Origin of the sequence: Rhizobium aouanii (genome assembly GCF_037002925.1) — a bacterium.
In the GTDB taxonomy this organism is placed as follows: Bacteria; Pseudomonadota; Alphaproteobacteria; order Rhizobiales; family Rhizobiaceae; genus Rhizobium; species Rhizobium aouanii.
In genome coordinates this window covers 215,279-230,448 of the sequence record NZ_JBAMYD010000003.1, presented here as the reverse complement: position 1 = coordinate 230,448, position 15,170 = coordinate 215,279, and the positions used below count along the sequence as shown (strand labels likewise).

The following is a 15,170-nucleotide window of genomic DNA, read 5'->3' as shown; positions in this document are numbered from 1 at the left end:
TTTAAAAGAACCCAAAAGAAAACCCGGTCAGAAACGACCGGGTTTTTTCTTTTTCAAGACATCGAGAAGGATCTCCGCGGCGTGCTCGCCGGGCGGCGTTTCGGTCTGCATTCGTTGCCAGACGAGATCGTAACCCTCGTTCATAGCCTTCAGTTCGAACGTGTCGGCCGACAGCCGCTCCATCCAGCGCGCCAGGCTGGCGCCGCGGACGATCTCGTTCAGATATTCCGGCACGATGGCATAATCGGCGATGATATTGGGCAATGCGCCCGTCCACACCTTAATGCGCGGGGCGAGCAGCCGGATGATCCAATCCGTCTTGTAGACGGACACCGTCGGCACGCCGGCAAGGGCGAGTTCGAGGATCACCGTGCCGGAGGCTGCCATCGCCGCATCCGCTTCGGCAAAGGCCTTCCATTTCTGCGCCGGCCCGATCGCCACCTCCGGCGGCGTGGCCCAGCCGGCGACGAGCCCCTTCACCAGCGCTTCGTTGTGCGGCACGGTCGGCAGCAGGAATCGCATCGGGCCGTTGCGGGCGACGAGTTCCTTGGCCGCGTCCTCGAAGAACGGCAGGAGCTTGGCGATTTCGGAGGATCTTGACCCCGGAAGCATCAGGATCGCCTTGCCCGCTTGCCCGACGGGTGCGCGCCCGGCGCGCAGCCGCCGCGCTTCGAGCAGCGCCGGATCGGCGATCAGGCGATGGCCGACATAGGTGGTCTCGGGCCCGCCGAGTGCGCGCATTATTGCCGGCTCGAAGGGCAGGACGGCGAGCACGTGATCGACATAGGCGAGCATGCGCGTGGCGCGATATTCCTTCCAGGCCCAGACGCTCGGACAGACATAATTGACGACAGGCAGATCGGGCAACGCGGTGCGGACACGCTTGGCGACGCGATGGGTGAAATCCGGGCTGTCGATGATGAGAAGAATATCAGGCCTTGCGGCGATGATCGCAGCCGTTGTCCGGCGGATCAGGGTATAGAGCTTCGGCAGCCGGCTCAGCACCTGGGTGATGCCCATGATCGACAGCTCGGAGAAATCGAACAGGGATTTCAAGCCTTCGGCCTGGAGCCCCTCGCCGCCGACGCCGACGAGTTCCACCGGTCCGCTATGAATCCGCTTCAGGGCGGCGATAAGATCGGCACCAAGCAGATCACCTGACACCTCGCCGGCAATGACGGCGATCTTCAGCGGCGCCCCGTTCATTCGAGCCCCCATGCCTTCAGGCCGCGATCGATGCCGCAGACGAAAAGCCCGGCCTCATCGGCGGCTTTGATGACGGCGGCGCGATCGAGCACCAGCGAGCGGCCGGCCTCGACGGCGACGCCGGCAAGGCCGGCTTTCCTCGCGTTCAGGACCGTGGAAACGCCGATCGCCGGCAAGTCGGCGCGAATATCCTGCTGCGGCTTGCAGAGCTTGACCAGCGCGCCGCGGCGGCGCGGCGAGATGCGCCCGGCGGCTCTGAGACCCGCGACACGCTCCAGCATCTCGTCCGTGCCCTCAAGACCCTCCAGCGCGACGATGCGCCCGCCGATGGCGACGGCGCCCTGGCCGACATCGAGCCGGCCCAGCATCTCAGCGGCATCGGCTGCGCGCCTGATATCGCGCCGGTCTTCCTCGCCAGGCGCTGCAGCGCCAAGCGGGCCGACGTAGGCAAGAAGGTCGGGAGCGATCTCATGAGCGCCGACGACGCGGCGGCCGTTTCCCTCGATCAGCCGGATCACCATCTGCAGCACCGTATCGTCGCCGCCGGACAGCAAGGTGCGGATCGTGGCCGGCATCTTCATCAGCGTGCGCAGCGTCGGGCGCACCTCGCGCCATTCCGGCCGGCGCCGCACGCTGCCGGACATGACGACACGGCCGATGCCGTAGCGGTTCAGGAGGCCCTCGAGAGCTGCAAAATCGCCGACGCCGATGACGGCATGGTCATACCCTTCCCAGCGCCGGTCGCTTTCGTCCTTCAGTGCGACGATGACGGGATTTTCGCCCGCCGCGCGCGCAGCTTCGGCGACATAGGAAGGCAGAAGGCCGCCGCCGGCGATGATCGCCAGCCGGCCCGCAGCGGTATCGCCGGAAAGAGTCACGGACTAGCCCTTCTGCCCCCGGGTCGGCGAGGACAGGGCGCGGTCGCTGTCGGCGGCGATGAAGTCGAGGATGTGGACCGCCTGCTCGCAATCGGCATATTCTTCGCGGATGGCGGCGGCGTTTTCGCGGACGGAGCCTGGCCCTTCGAAGATCGACTTGTAGGCGCGACGCACCCTGTGAATGACTGCGCGGTCGACGCCGGCGCGCGTCATGCCGACGACGTTGAGGCCGCTCAGCAGCCCGGGATTACCGTTCAGCATGCCGTAGGGAATGACGTCGTAGCTGACTGCCGAGAGCCCGCCGACGAAGGCCTGGCGGCCGACGCGGGTGAACTGGTGAACGGCCGATCCGCCGCCCAGGATGACGCGATCCTCGATGACGACATGGCCGGCAAGCATGACGTTGTTCGACATGATTACGTGATTGCCGACCCGGCAGTCATGCGCGACATGGGAATTGGCAAGGAAGAGGTTATTGTCGCCGACGATCGTCTGGCCGCCGAAATCGGCCGTGCCGGTGTTCATCGTCACGCCCTCGCGGATCGTGCAACTGGCGCCGACCGTCAGCGTCGTCTCCTCGCCGCCATGATGAACGCTCTGCGGATCGCCGCCGACGACCGCCATCGGGAAGATACGCGTGCCCTTGCCGATCACGGTGCGGCCGGTGACGACCGCATGCGACACAAGCTCGACATTCGCATGCAGGACAACGTGCTGCCCGACATGGCAGAAGGGACCGATCTTGACGCCCTCACCGATGGTCGCGCCGTCTTCGACGACAGCCATCGGGTGAATGCGGGCGCTTTCGGCGATAGTGCTCATGCCTGATCCTTACGAACGATCATCGCGCCGATATCGGCTTCGGCGACAAGCGCGCCGTCTACCTTGGCGTCACAATGGAATTTCCAGATATTGCCGCGCTGTTTGTGCTTCCTGACATGGAATTCAACACGATCGCCGGGTACGACGGGCTTGCGGAAGCGCGCATTCTCGATGGTCATGAAATAGACGAGGTTGCCTGGCTGGCCATCCTTCTTGGCACAGATCGCACCCGCGGTCTGCGCCATGCCCTCGATCAAGAGAACGCCGGGCATAATCGGAGATTCCGGAAAATGACCGGTGAAATGCGGTTCGTTCACCGTGACGTTCTTGATGCCGATCGCCGTGTTGTCGCCGTCAATCTCGATGATCTTGTCGACCATGAGAAACGGGTAGCGATGCGGCAGCAGCTTCATGATCTCGATGATGTCAGCCGAAGAAAGCGTTGTCGTGGCTTCCTCAGTCATTTTGCTCGCCTCCAGGTTTCTTCCCGCGCAGCTTCGTCTTGGACATCTGTTGCGCGACATCTCTCAGATAGTCATTCAGCGGGCGCGCAGGTGTGCCACCATATTGTCCGCCGGCGGCAAGATCGGTCATGATACCGCTTTTGGCGGCGATCTGCACGCCGTCGCCGATCGTCACATGCCCCTTGATGCCGACCTGGCCGCCGATCTGCACGCCATTGCCGATCTTCGCGCTGCCGGCAATGCCGACCTGCGCGACGATGGCGCAATGGCGGCCGATCTGAACGTTGTGGCCGATCTGTACCTGGTTGTCGACCTTGGTGCCTTCGCCGATCACCGTATCGTCCATGGCGCCTCGGTCGATCGTGGTGTTGGCGCCGATCTCGACATTATCCTGGATGATCACCCGGCCGATCTGGACGATCTTGATCATGCCGCGCGGACCCGGTGCGTAACCGAAACCATCCTGGCCGATACGGGCGCCGTTGTGGATGATGACGCCATTGCCGAGCAGCGCGCAGAGAATACTGGCGCCGGCCGCAATCGAACAATCCCGGCCAATCTTGACATTCGGACCGATGATGCTGTGCGCGCCGATGCGCGTCCCTTCGCCGATCTCTGCATGCGCCCCGATGACGGCCATCGGCTCGACGATCACGCCCTTTTCAAGCCTGGCGCTTGGATCGATCACCGCGCTTGGCGCGATCTCGCTTTCACCGGAAAAGATGACCGGGCGCAATGCCGCGGGATAAAACAGGCCGCCCGCCATCGCGAAGGCCGCATGCGGATTGGACGACAGGATGACCGGGATATGTGGGGGAATGAGATCGGCGAGCGCCTTGTCGCAGATCACCGCCGAGGCTTCGCATGTCGCCAGTTCATCGCGGCTGCGGCGCGACAGGATATAACAGACATCGCCTGCCCGGGCCCGGCTGATGGGAGCAACGGACCTGACGATAACATCGGCATAGTCGGAATTGGCAAGTTCCGCCCCAAGAAACTCTGCCAGCTCAACGAGCTTCAGACCTTCATGGGGCAGAAAAAAAACGTTTTGCTCCATCGGCAATGCTCCAGAACGGAATTGAGTCTTACAGTTCCGGACTGCCGATATCAGAATTGGTTGTTGATGCCAAACTTGAAGTTCTGCGTCTTGTCGAAGTCTTCCTTGAGGACCGGGATCGCGTAATCCAGACGCAATGCACCGAAGGGAGACTGCCAGACGACGCCGACACCGACGGAAGCGCGCAGCGAAGCGCTGGTGCCGTCGGCCTGGTCGGACCCAAGAAGCTCGACGTCGTTGCCGAACAGCGTGCCGGCATCGGCAAAGACTGCGCCACGCAGGTTGAAGTCGCGCGGGAAGCCCGGCATCGGGAAGGTCGCTTCCGCAGACGCCGTGAAATAGGTCGTGCCGCCGAGCGGGTCATCGTTATCCCCGCGGATGCGCGGGCCGATACCCTTGTTCTCGAAGCCGCGAATATCGCCGTTGGTCAGCGTAAACTGGTCGAAGACGTTCAGATGGTCACCTAAGGGAACGACATAACCAGCCGAAGCGGAGAGCGAGCCGATGATATCGGCATCGTCAGCGAGCAAGTGGTAATAACGGGCCTTGCCGTAGATCTTGTAGAATTGCGAGTCGCCGCCGAGGCCGGCAAGTTCGTGCGTCGCCGTCGCATAGATGCCTTCACGCGGCAGGACGGTGTCGTCAAGCGTGTTGTAGGTCAGCGTCTGCGAGACGGAAGAGCGTGTCCACGGGCTCTCGTCGACCAGATTGGCGTAGGTCGCCGAAAGATCAGAGGTATCGCCGTCATACTTCATCTGCTTGTAGTTATAGCGGAAGGTCGTCGCCAGATCTTCGGTGATCGGCGCAGTCACACGCAGGACGACGCTGGTTTCCTCGTAGTCGTAGTCGTCGTTGCTCGACGTTTCGCTGCGGTTGACGTCGAAGCCTGCCGCCAGACGATAACCGAGGAAATAGGGTTCGGTGAAGCTGAGGCCGTATGCGCGCGAGCCTTCCTGGCCGCCACCGGCCGAGATGCGGATGTACTGGCCACGGCCGAGGAAGTTCTTTTCCTCGATCGAGGCTTCGAGCAACAGACCGTCGCCGCCGGCGGCATAACCCGCACCGACACCGAACGAACCAGTCGACTGATCCTGCACGTCGACGATCACCACGACGCGGTCCGGCGAACTGCCCGGAGCGGTGGAAATGTTGACCGAGGAGAAGTAACCGAGCGCTTCGAGGCGACGCTTGGCCTTGGTGATCATCTGCTGATTGAAGGCGTCGCCTTCGCTCATGTCGAATTCGCGGCGAATGACGTAGTCGCGCGTGCGGCTGTTGCCGCGGATCTCGATGCGCTCGACATAGGCGCGCTCGCCCTGGTCGACCAGATATTCGACACCGATCGTGTTGTTGTTGAGGTCGCGGTTACCGCGCGGCGTGACGCGCGCAAAGGGATAACCGGCAGACGCCACCTGATCGGAGATCGCCTCGATCGACTTCTGGACTTCCTTGGCGTTGTAGACCTGGCCTTCGCGGGTGCGCACCAGCGGCTGTAGCTGCTCTGAGCCGACGCCTTCGACGGTCGACTGGACGGTCACCGGTCCGAAGTCGTAGCGCTGGCCTTCCTCGATATTGAAGGTGAGCGTGTATTTGTTGGTCGCGTCGTCGAAGGTGGCATCGGAAGAGACGATGCGCATGTCGGCATAGCCGCGATTGTAATAGAACTGACGCAGCGCTTCTTCGTCGGCGTGGAGCTTGTCTTCGTTGTAGACGTCCTTGCGGGTCAGGAACGACAGGAAGTTCGAACGCTTGGTGTTGATGACGGCGGCCAGGCGGCCGGCGCTGTAGGCATTGTTGCCGACGAAGTTGATCGAATCGATCTTGGTGCGGTCACCCTCGTTGATGACGAAGGCAAGGTTGACGCGGCCTTCGCCGAGCGGCACCACCTGCGTCGTGACTTCGACCTCGCTGCGGCCGGTGGCAGCATAGGCTTCCTTGATCGACTGGATATCGGCCTGGATCTGAGTGTCGCTGTAGGGGCCTGCGGCGTGGGTCTGGACGATCGTCGCGAGCTTGTCGTCCTTGATCTTGCGGTTGCCGTTGAAGACGACCTGATTGACCAGCTGGGCTTCCTGAACGTTGACGACGAGCGTGCTTCCTGAAACCGAGATCTTGACGTCGGAGAAGTAGCCCGTCCCGTAGAGCTGCTTGACCGAGGCATCGATATCGCTGTTCGAAAAACTCTTTCCGGGAGCGATGGTGAGGTTCGACCGAACGGCTTCCGCGCCGACACGGCTTGCGCCGCGCACATCGATGCGCTGGATAACCGCGGCCTCAGCGGCCGTAGCGGAAACGAACGTCACAGCACCTGCGCCCGAAGCAACAACACCAGCAGACAGCGCAACCGCCGATACTGCGTTCAAAAACTTTGAACCAGCCTTCATTTCACCCATTACCTTTTGTTTCCCTCGTCCCCGGCCCCAGGAAAACCCGATTCCGGTCACGTGTGTCGTTTTACCCGCTTTTGACATACAAGCAAGGCAGGCCGTTAATTTCTGTTTACTTCATTTGCAAGCGTGACCCATTCGCCACTACAGCCTTGAAACATCGTAAATAAATAGTAATTGGCCTTGCCTTGCTCGTTTACCCTCTCAACGAGCCAATGTCGTTCCAGGTCGTGAAAACCATCAATGTCAGTATCATCGCCAGGCCGATGCGAAATGCAATTTCCTGGGCCGAAGAGCCGAGCGGTTTCCCCCTCACCGCTTCCACCGCATAGAACATCAGGTGGCCGCCATCAAGTACCGGAACCGGCATCAGGTTAAGCAATCCTATCGAAACAGAAAGCACCGCCGCAAGCTGCAACACTGCGCCTATTCCAAGCGATGCCATCTGGCCCGAAGCTTGCGCCACGCGGATCGGCCCGCCCAATTGATCGGCGCGCATCGTTCCGCTGAAGATGTTGCCGATATATTTGAAGGTGCCGGTGACAATGTCGCGGGTCTCGATCACAGCCTCGCGCAGCGACTGCAGCGGCGTATAGGTCTTCAAGCGGAAGTTGCCGGCCTCCCGGCTGGTGACGATGCCGATCTGGCCGAGCTCGACCTTGTTGCCGAACTGGTCGGTCTGGTCTACGCGTTGCGGCACCATCGGCACATCGAGTTTCTGGCCGGCGCGCTCGATCGTCACGACGATCTTCTGGCTCGGGCGAATGCCGACATAGCGGCGCACGTCGTCGAATGTCTCGACCTTGCCGCCGTCGATGGCGACCAGGAGATCGCCTGGAAGGATGCCGGCGGCAGCGGCAGCGCCGTCCGGCTTGACCTCGGCAACGACAGGATCGGCGATCGTGCGGCCATAGACCGAGAAAAGAATGGTGAAGATGGCGATCGCCAGCAGAAAATTGGCGATCGGGCCAGCCGCGACTGTTGCAGCGCGTTTCCACAGCTTGGCGCCGGCAAAGGAGCGCGCCCTGTCCTCCTCGGACATGGCAGCGATCTTGTCGGTGTCGGGCTTGCTCGATGCATCCTCGTCGCCGAAGAATCGGACGTAACCGCCAAGCGGGATCACCGAAATCTTCCAGCGCGTTCCGTGGCGGTCGGTGAAGCCGAATATCTCCGGACCGAAGCCGACGGAAAAGGCAAGGATGCGAATGCCGCTCCAGCGCCCGACGAGGTAATGACCCATCTCATGCACGAAGACGAGCAGGGACAGCACGAGGATGAAGGTGACGATGTTCCCCATCAGAAATGCGTATATGCCGCTCATCGTTTCCATGAGTCCTTTCCGTCAGACTGCCGCGTTTGTCAGAGTCCGAACAATGCCGCGCCAAGCGACGTCATTTCGGCCCCCTTTATCAGGGAAAAAAGCCCAGCAAGCAAGAACGCCGAAAAACAGGCGAAAATCAGTCCGTCGACACGGTCCATGACGCCGCCATGGCCCGGAATGAGACGGCTCGAATCCTTGACGCCGAATTTTCGCTTGATGAACGATTCGAAAAGATCGCCCGACTGGCTGCAAACCGAGAGAACGAACGCCACGCCGGCGGCGATGATTTCAGCGCCCGGAAGCAGAAAATGGACGAGGACGACGCCGGCTGCGACCGCCGAAACGGCGCCGCCGATTGCACCCGACCAGGTCTTTCCGGGCGAGATCGAAGGGGCAAGCTTCGGCCCGCCAAGCGCCCTGCCGACGAAATAGGCAAGGATATCGGTTGCCCAGACGACGGCAAAGATGAAGAGCATGGCGTAAAGGCCAAGCCGGTCATCGCCTCTGATCGCGGCAAGCGACAGGCCGGTGGCGCCGGCATAAAACAGGCCCACTGGCAACCAGCGGCTCGTGCCCTGCAGCATGATCAGGGCGATGCCGACGGCGGTGACGCCGGCCAGCATGCCGGCGGCGAATTCGAAATTGCCGACAAGCACCAGGAAGGCAATTGCCGCCTCGCCGATCCAGCCGACGGCATTGGCGACCCAATCCCGCGCGATGCCTGTCATTTTCGACCATTCATAATAGATCAGCAGGCCGATCACGACCGCCAGGATACGGAAGGCAATGCCGCCATACCAGGTGGCGGCAAGAACGATGGCAGCAAGAATCAGTCCTGAAACGATGCGGAGCTTCAATTCCCTCTGCATCAGGTGCCGACCGCGGCCGCCTGCGACGACAGGCCGCCGAAGCGCCGGTCACGAGAGGCGAATGTCTCGAGCGCCGAGCGGAAGATCTCGGGGCTGAAATCCGGCCAATATTCCGGAAGAAAGATGAATTCCGAATAGGCGGCCTGCCAGAGAAGGAAATTGGAAAGCCGCTCTTCGCCGCTGGTGCGGATGATGAGATCCGGATCGGGAATGCCGGCCGTGTCGAGACGGGCGTTGATCAGTGCCGGTGTAATATCCTGTGCTCTCAGGCGGCCGGCCTCGACATCGCGGGCGAGGCTGACGACGGCGCGGGCGATCTCGTCGCGCGAACCGTAGTTGAAGGCGATGACGAGCGTCAGTGACGTGTTGTCCTTGGTCGTCTCCTCCGCCTCCAGCAACAGGCCGAGAATGTCGCTACGCAGGCTGTGGCGGTCGCCGATCACCTTGATGCGCACGTTCTGGCGATGGAGTTCGGCGAGGTCGCGTCGTATGAAAGCCTTGAGCAAGCCGAGCAGATCGGAAACCTCGGCTTCGGGCCGGCGCCAGTTCTCCGAGGAGAAGGCAAAGAGGGTCAGATATTTTATGCCGGCCGCACCGGCGGCGCGGACTGTCTCGCGCACCGCCTCGACGCCCTTGCGATGGCCCATTGTGCGCGGCAGGCCACGCTGCTTGGCCCAACGGCCATTGCCATCCATGATGATGGCAACATGCTCTGGCACAGTCACAAATACAGATTCCGACATTTCCCGTCCGGTCTTTCCAGGCAAAGGCACAGATCCACTAGACCTGCATGATTTCCTTTTCCTTCTCGCCAAGCAAGCGGTCGATTTCGGAAATCGTCTCGTCCGTCATCTTCTGGACACGTTCCGACTGCGCCCGGCTCTCGTCCTGGCCGATTACGCCGTCTTTTTCGGCTTTCTTAAGGCCGTCCATGCCGTCGCGGCGGACATGGCGAATCGCCACCTTGCTCTTTTCGGCATAGTCGTGCGCCACCTTGACGAGCGACTTGCGGCGCTCCTCGTTCAGCTCCGGCAGCGGGATGCGCAGGTTCTGGCCATCGACGATCGGGTTGAGGCCGAGATTGGATTCGCGAATGCCGCGCTCGACCGCGCTAACCATCGACTTGTCCCAGACGGAAACCGACAGCATGCGCGGCTCGGGCACAGTGATGTTGGCGACCTGGTTCAGCGGCATGCGCGAACCATAGGCCTCGATCGTCACCGGGTCGAGGATGTTGGCCGAAGCACGGCCGGTGCGCAGCGATGCGATGTCGCTCTTGAATGCGGAAATCGCACCGTCCATGCGGCGCTTCAGTTCCTTAATGTCGATACCTTCACTCATATGGATGCTCCCGTCCAGAGCATGATGCCGAAAAGTGTCAGCGGTTTTCGGGCGACATCATGCTCTAACTATTTAATGTAGAACATGATTCAGATTTTAGGCCCCACCGGGCCTAAAATCATCATGTTCTAGCGAGGGCTGCGCCGAAACCGCGGCGCAGCTTACATCAGTTGTCGGAGACGATGGTCTTGAGACCACCGCCCGTCAAGATTTCAGCAAAACCACCCTTCTCGTGGATCGAGAAGACGATGATCGGAATGGAATTCTCCCTGGCGAGCGCTACGGCGGCAACGTCCATCACCGCAAGCCCCCTGTCCAGCACTTCCTGATGCGTCAGCCGGTCGAGCCGGGTCGCATCGGGATATTTCTTCGGGTCGGCGGTATAGATGCCGTCCACCTGGGTGCCCTTGAAGATCGCTTCCGCACCCATTTCGGCGGCGCGGAGTGCTGCGGCGGAATCGGTGGTGAAAAAAGGGTTGCCGGTGCCGCCGGCAAAAATCACCACGCGTCCCATCGACAGATGGTAAAGGGTTGCGCGCTGCGAAAAGCTCTCGCAGATCTCGGGCATGGAGATGGCCGAAAGCACCACCGTATCGATGTTCAGCTTGCGCAGCGAGGTCGCCAGCGCCAGCGCATTGATGATGGTGCCGAGCATGCCCATATGGTCGCCGGTCACCCGGTCGCCGCCCTTGGACGCTACCGCGACACCGCGGAAGATATTGCCGCCACCGACGACGACGCCGACTTCCACGCCCATATGCCGTGCCTCGGCGATGTCAGATGCAATGCGGTCCGCCACCGTCACATCGATCCCGAAACCCTGGCCACCCATGAGCGCTTCGCCGGAAGCCTTGAGTAGAACACGTTTATAGACAGGCTCTAAAGACATCTTGGCTCCTCGTAAATTGCCGTGAATGCCCGATACACGAAGGGCACCGCGTTGTCACGCGATGCCCTTCGTGTTTTCCCAATTATGGCTGGAAGATCAACCCTTGACGGCAGCAGCAACTTCGGCCGCGAAGTCGGTTTCTTCCTTCTCGACGCCTTCGCCGAGCAGCAGACGGGCCATGCCGGCAACCTCGATCGGCGCGCCGACGGCCTTTTCAGCTTCCTTGATGGCGGCTGCAACGGTCAGATCCGGATTGATGACGAAAGCCTGCGAGAGAAGAGCGACTTCCTCGAAGAACTTGCGCATACGGCCGTCGACCATCTTCTCGATGATATTGTCCGGCTTGCCGGAAGCGCGCGACTGCTCGATGAAGACGTTGCGCTCGCGCTCGGCGACGGCGGCATCGACTTCTTCCGGGCGGATCGCCAGCGGCGCAGTGGCGGCGATGTGCATGGCAACCTGACGGCCGATGGCATTCAGGGCTTCCTTGTCGCCGGTCGACTTCAGCGCAACGAGAACGCCGAGCTTGCCGAGGCCGTCGGAAACGGCATTGTGGATATAGGTGGCGACGACGCCGTCCTCGAGCGAGAGAGCAACCGAACGGCGCAGGTTCATGTTCTCGCCGATCGTTGCGATCGCATCCTTGATCGTGTCGGACACGGACTTGCCGGATGCCGGGTAGATCGCAGCGGCAACGGCATCGACAGTGCCGTCGGTCGAGACGGCGACCTTGGCGATGCCGCGAACGAGTTCCTGGAAGGCATCGTTACGGGCGACGAAGTCGGTTTCGGAATTGACTTCGACGACGACAGCCTTGGTGCCCTGGCTCGAAACGCCAATGAGGCCTTCGGCAGCGGTGCGGCCGGACTTCTTGTCGGCCTTGGCGATGCCCTTGGCACGCAGCCAGTCGATCGCCGCTTCCATGTCGCCAGCGGTTTCAGCAAGAGCCTTCTTGCAGTCCATCATGCCTGCGCCGGTCTTTTCGCGCAGTTCCTTCACCATTGCAGCCGTAATCTCGCTCATTAGCTTCCTCTTGTCGGTTCATACGGTGGGCCGCAAAGCGCGGCTCGGCACCGGATTGAGGCACGAAATGTACCTGTATGTATGACAGCGTGATGAAGACGCGTCATATGAAACTTATCGGACGGAGAGCCTGACGCCCTCCCCTTGAAACAGGCAAGGCCGCCGAACTTCGATGAGTCGCGAGCGGCCTTTCCCAGTCTCTGCAAGCATTGGCGGACCTTTTCGATCCGCCCGCCTTCATCAGCCTTCGGCTGCTTCCTCGAGAGCCGGCTCGACCGGAACTTCGGAGGATGCGCCAAGATCGCGGCCGGAAGAGCCCTGCTGACGCGCGATGCCGTCGATGGCGGCGCGGGAGATCAGCTCGCAGTAAAGAGCGATCGCGCGCGATGCGTCGTCGTTACCCGGGATCGGATAGTCGATCAGGTCCGGATCGCAGTTCGAATCGATGATGGCGACAACCGGGATGCCGAGGCGCTTGGCTTCGTCGATCGCGATCTTTTCCTTGTTGGTGTCGATGATGAACATCAGGTCGGGCGTGCCGCCCATATCGCGGATACCGCCAAGAGCCTTGTCCAGCTTTTCGCGTTCGCGCTCGAGGTTCAGGCGTTCCTTCTTGGTGAAGCCCTGGGCTTCGCCGTTCAGGATCTCGTCGAGCTTGCGCAGACGCTGGATCGAGTTGGAGATCGTCTTCCAGTTCGTCATCATGCCGCCGAGCCAGCGCGAGTTGACGTAGTACTGGGCCGAGCGCTTGGCGCTGTCGGCAATGATCTCAGACGCCTGGCGCTTGGTGCCGACGAAGAGAACGCGGCCGCCGCGGGCAACGGTGTCGCTGACGACCTGAAGGGCGCGCGACAGCATCGGAACGGTCTGGGCCAGATCGATGATGTGAATGTTGTTGCGATCGCCGAAGATGTACGGCTTCATCTTCGGGTTCCAGCGATGCGTCTGGTGGCCGAAGTGGACGCCTGCCTCAAGAAGCTGACGCATAGAAAAATCAGGCAATGCCATGCCTTGTTACTCCTTTTCCGGTTGAACCTCCGCAAGGCGAACAGCACTCTCTTCGAGGGTGCCACCGGGCGGAACAGCCCGGATTTCTCCCGGACGATCCCATGCCTTACGTGTGGAATGCCGGTGCCCATACATTCGATTTGGTGCAAAAGCAAGGCTTATGCCGAAAAAACCTGGCGGCTCAGCTTGCCAGCGTCGGCAGCAGCGACAGCATGACGCCTGCGTCGGGCATCGGCAGGATGGCATCGACCTCGGCCGGCAGCAGGGTGCCGATCGCGCTGTCGGCGTTGCCGGTGGCGGTCCCCAGCGGACCGCGGAAGCCGTGCCTCGTCCAGGCAAGCTCCTGAAGATTCGGGCTCACCAGCGCTTCGATCAACCGGTTGGCATTCTCGTCGACGACGATCAGCGGATGCGCCGAATAGACGGTCGGGCGCGGATAGAGCACCACCGGCTTTGCGCCGGCACTCGCCTTGATGCGCTCCCAGCGTGCGGGATCGGCGAGGATCCATTCGACCAGCTGGTTCTCATAACCGACGATCATCGGCTCGCCACCGAGGCCGCCTGCGAGATACTGGTCGAAAAGTTTGCCTGAGGACGGCGACTTGAAGCCCATATTGCGGAAGATCGCCTGCACCTTGCCGCCAAACGTAGCAAGGTCGCCTGAAGTCGCGACATTGCCGCTGAACAGGCTGAGCACCAGGCCTGCGAACATGAAGCCGGAATTGGAGCGGTTGGGATCGGTCGAGACGATGCGGGCGCGGCCGTAGAGCGAATTGACGCCGAGCTTCGACCAGTCGGATCCGGCAAGGATCGCATCAAGCAGCGCCTTGAGGTCGAGCTGATGATGGCCTTCGTTCGTCACCGTCACCAATCCCGCTTTCATCAGTCCGTCGACAACGGGCTGCCAGGAATAGACGACGATCGGCGTGTTCAGCACGACGCGGTCGTTGCGGATAGAAATGCCGTTCTGCCTGGCGATATCGACCATGATCGACGAGGACGGCCAGAGGAATTGCGGATGCTGCGACAGCAGCGCCTGTTCGCGAACCATCTCGACGGAGCCGGCGACGCGGCCGTTCACCGTCAATCCGTATCCGCCGAGCGCGCTGATGACGTCGGGGTCGGCCAGGAAGGCCTCCTTCTCGCCGCCGACGAAGCCGAACAGCGTCGTGCGGCTGCCGAGCAGGCCCTGCAGTTCCGGCCGATCCCGGACGGCGAAATAACCGCCGGTGCCGACGACGCCGGCTCCGAGCAGTCCCACTCCAAAGGCGCGACGAGAAAGGGCCATCAGCGTCCAATATCCTCTTTGAGCGATGCCTGGATGAGGCGCAGATCGGTGTCGAGCGTGCCGAGCTCCTCATCAACCAAGCTGTCGGCATAATGGACGAAGGCCTCTTCGAGCTTGACCAGCACGCCGCGCACTTCCTCCAGTTGCTTGGGGTCGGGAACGCGCTTGGCCTCGATGACGGCAAAACCTTCCGCCACCTCGGCAGAACGCGGCAGATAATAGGAGAGGAACCGCCGTACCGCATTGGCGCTCTCGGGCTTGGCCTCGACCTTGTGAAAGACATCAGCGGCAATTTCGGCGAGATGGCGGACTGCGGCTGCCATCTGACGATCGCTTATCGTGTCGGCGGCGGTCTCCAGCCTCTGCGCAAAGGGAACGGCGGCCTCCAGCAGGTCGCGGGCAAAGGCGACGCGCCCGCTGCCGATGCTCTTGATATCGAGGCCTTCGAACAGCCGGCGCGGCGCGAGCAGAATGACGAGGCCGGCAAAGACCAGAAGGGCGATGATGGCGGCGATCCAGAAGGGCATGCCGGCGGCAAAGCTCAAGAGCGGCACGGTGATTGCCGCCGCCAGTCCCGCCACGATCCAGTTGCCGTCATTGCCGAGCCAGTTGCGCAT

At 61.6% G+C, this 15,170-nt stretch carries 15 protein-coding genes; all 15 read right to left on the bottom strand.

The window, feature by feature from the left end; translation table 11 throughout:
- Window positions 1-27 precede the first annotated feature (27 nt).
- Window positions 28-1,206: a lipid-A-disaccharide synthase gene (gene lpxB / locus V8P77_RS06965; RefSeq protein WP_335911373.1), complete on the bottom strand. Its 1,179-nt coding sequence runs from the start codon at window positions 1,204-1,206 to the stop codon at window positions 28-30.
- Window positions 1,203-2,084, bottom strand: coding sequence for an LpxI family protein (locus V8P77_RS06960; protein ID WP_335911372.1), 882 nt, complete (start codon window positions 2,082-2,084; stop codon window positions 1,203-1,205). The genes lpxB and V8P77_RS06960 overlap by 4 nt, the downstream gene beginning before the upstream one ends.
- 3 nt (window positions 2,085-2,087) lie before the next feature.
- Window positions 2,088-2,906: an acyl-ACP--UDP-N-acetylglucosamine O-acyltransferase gene (gene lpxA / locus V8P77_RS06955; protein ID WP_335911371.1), complete on the bottom strand. Its 819-nt coding sequence runs from the start codon at window positions 2,904-2,906 to the stop codon at window positions 2,088-2,090.
- A complete protein-coding gene (fabZ, locus tag V8P77_RS06950) occupies window positions 2,903-3,370 on the bottom strand; it encodes a 3-hydroxyacyl-ACP dehydratase FabZ (RefSeq protein ID WP_003539296.1) in 468 nt (155 codons plus the stop codon). Before fabZ ends, lpxA begins: the two co-directional genes overlap by 4 nt.
- Window positions 3,363-4,427 (bottom strand): UDP-3-O-(3-hydroxymyristoyl)glucosamine N-acyltransferase, encoded by a 1,065-nt coding sequence (gene lpxD, locus V8P77_RS06945; RefSeq protein WP_335911370.1) that lies wholly within the window; start codon window positions 4,425-4,427, stop codon window positions 3,363-3,365. Before lpxD ends, fabZ begins: the two co-directional genes overlap by 8 nt.
- Window positions 4,428-4,477: 50 nt before the next feature.
- Window positions 4,478-6,811, bottom strand: coding sequence for an outer membrane protein assembly factor BamA (bamA, locus tag V8P77_RS06940; protein WP_335911538.1), 2,334 nt, complete (start codon window positions 6,809-6,811; stop codon window positions 4,478-4,480).
- A 199-nt stretch (window positions 6,812-7,010) separates the two neighbouring features.
- Window positions 7,011-8,144: an RIP metalloprotease RseP gene (rseP, locus tag V8P77_RS06935; protein WP_003539293.1), complete on the bottom strand. Its 1,134-nt coding sequence runs from the start codon at window positions 8,142-8,144 to the stop codon at window positions 7,011-7,013.
- Window positions 8,145-8,173: 29 nt separating this feature from the next.
- On the bottom strand, window positions 8,174-9,004 hold the full coding sequence (locus V8P77_RS06930) for a phosphatidate cytidylyltransferase (protein ID WP_335911369.1): 831 nt from the start codon (window positions 9,002-9,004) through the stop codon (window positions 8,174-8,176).
- Window positions 9,004-9,747, bottom strand: coding sequence for an isoprenyl transferase (locus V8P77_RS06925; RefSeq protein WP_003539291.1), 744 nt, complete (start codon window positions 9,745-9,747; stop codon window positions 9,004-9,006). The genes V8P77_RS06930 and V8P77_RS06925 overlap by 1 nt, the downstream gene beginning before the upstream one ends.
- A gap of 37 nt (window positions 9,748-9,784) precedes the next feature.
- On the bottom strand, window positions 9,785-10,345 hold the full coding sequence (frr, locus tag V8P77_RS06920; protein ID WP_018241888.1) for a ribosome recycling factor: 561 nt from the start codon (window positions 10,343-10,345) through the stop codon (window positions 9,785-9,787).
- Between the two features lie 166 nt (window positions 10,346-10,511).
- Window positions 10,512-11,234 carry a UMP kinase gene (pyrH, locus tag V8P77_RS06915; protein WP_003539289.1) on the bottom strand — a complete coding sequence of 241 codons (723 nt, stop codon included), beginning with the start codon at window positions 11,232-11,234 and terminating at the stop codon, window positions 10,512-10,514.
- Between the two features lie 96 nt (window positions 11,235-11,330).
- The gene (tsf, locus tag V8P77_RS06910) at window positions 11,331-12,257 is read right to left on the bottom strand and encodes a translation elongation factor Ts (protein WP_335911368.1); all 927 of its coding nucleotides are present in this window, start codon (window positions 12,255-12,257) and stop codon (window positions 11,331-11,333) included.
- Window positions 12,258-12,497: 240 nt separating this feature from the next.
- Window positions 12,498-13,265 carry a 30S ribosomal protein S2 gene (gene rpsB, locus V8P77_RS06905; RefSeq protein WP_003539287.1) on the bottom strand — a complete coding sequence of 256 codons (768 nt, stop codon included), beginning with the start codon at window positions 13,263-13,265 and terminating at the stop codon, window positions 12,498-12,500.
- Window positions 13,266-13,446: 181 nt separating this feature from the next.
- A complete protein-coding gene (locus V8P77_RS06900; RefSeq protein ID WP_335911367.1) occupies window positions 13,447-14,553 on the bottom strand; it encodes a type 2 periplasmic-binding domain-containing protein in 1,107 nt (368 codons plus the stop codon).
- A complete protein-coding gene (locus V8P77_RS06895) occupies window positions 14,553-15,170 on the bottom strand; it encodes a 5-bromo-4-chloroindolyl phosphate hydrolysis family protein (protein WP_335911366.1) in 618 nt (205 codons plus the stop codon). The genes V8P77_RS06900 and V8P77_RS06895 overlap by 1 nt, the downstream gene beginning before the upstream one ends.